Origin of the sequence: Roseateles sp. (assembly GCF_049240545.1) — a bacterium.
In the GTDB taxonomy this organism is placed as follows: Bacteria; Pseudomonadota; Gammaproteobacteria; order Burkholderiales; family Burkholderiaceae_C; genus Paucibacter_A.
Window position 1 is genome coordinate 1 of sequence record NZ_JBMLSK010000253.1, and the last position, 1350, is coordinate 1350.

Annotated in this window: 1 protein-coding gene; it reads right to left on the reverse strand. The window is 66.8% G+C overall.

Features of this window, described 5'->3' with window-relative positions:
* Nucleotides 1-189: 189 nt before the first annotated feature.
* Nucleotides 190-1275 carry an IS5 family transposase gene (locus ACOVRJ_RS16880; protein ID WP_422044998.1) on the reverse strand — a complete coding sequence of 362 codons (1086 nt, stop codon included), beginning with the start codon at nucleotides 1273-1275 and terminating at the stop codon, nucleotides 190-192.
* Nucleotides 1276-1350 lie beyond the last annotated feature (75 nt).

Below are 1350 nucleotides of genomic sequence, written 5' to 3' on the forward strand. Positions count from 1 at the left end.
CACCCTGCCCAACCAAACCCGGGCAAAGCGCGAACCCATTTCAGCAGCCTGCTAACAGGCTGCTGAAATGGGCATGCGCATCTCGCGGATTTTGGTTGGCGACGCACTATGCGTTGGCGACATGGTCGGTGGCGGGCGCGGCAGGCTCGATCTGGCCCTTGCTTGCCACTTTTGGACGGAGTCCGTGCGTCATGCGGCGCCCCCGAGCAGCTTCGGCAGCCGGACCAGGTTGTAGGCCGCCATCGCGAAGGTGAACTGCCAGTCGATCTTCGGCAGCCCGCGGTGGCGGGCCTTGCGCAGGCCTGCGACGGTCTTGGCCCAGCCGAAGGCCTCCTCGATGCGCTTGCGGATGCGCAAGCTGACCGCATAGCCGGGGTGGTGCGTGGTGCGGCCGTCGATGGCCGAGCGCCGCCCGCGGTCATTCTGTGCCACATGCGGCGTGACGTTGAGTTCGCGCATCTCGGCGACGAAGTCCCGCGTGTCGAAGCCCTTGTCGCCGCCGAGCGTGACGCGCCGCCCATAGCCGGCGTGCGCTTCGATCAGGTGCTGTGCCGCCAGCCGCTCGGCATGCCCCGAGGCGCGGGTCGCAACCGCGCCCACGATCAGCCCGTTGCGGTTCTCCATCAGCGCGTGGCCCATGAAGCACAGCCTGGCCTCCTTGCCGGCTCCCTTCTTATAGAGCCGGGCATCCGCATCGGTGGTCGAGGCATGCGTCTCGTTGCGGCGCGCCTGGCCGTGGAAATCCTGCTCGCCGTTGCGCCCCGCATCGGGCGGCGGGCCCGAGCCGTCCTTCGGCCGGAAGCTCTTGGTGCTGGCCCATGCCTCCAGCAGCGTGCCGTCAACGGAGAAATGCTCGCTCGACAGCAGCGCCTTGACCTGCGGCTGTGCCAGCACGGTGGCGAGGAAGCGTGCCGCGATCTCACCGGCCAGCAGCCGGTCGCGGTTCTTGGTGAAACTGGTCGCGTCCCAGACAGGATCATCGACGCCAAGGCCGACGAACCAGCGGAACAACAGGTCGAACTCGATGCGCTCGACCAACTGGCGCTCCGAGCGGATCGAGTAGAACGCCTGCAACAGCAGGGCCCGCAGCAGCCGCTCGGGCGGGATCGATTCCCGGCCAACCGGCGAATAAAGCGCGTCGAACTCGGGCGACATCGCCGTCAGGGTGGCGTTCACAATCTCCCGGATCACCCGCAGCGGGTGATCCGCGCGAACCCGCTTTTCGATATCGACGTAGCTGAACAGCGATCCAGCCACCGTGTCGTTCCCCCGCATCGTCCCTCCAACTCAGATGCGACAAGGGAATCACAACCAGGCGCCAAGCCGCTACCGCTTTTCAGCAGCCTGCTA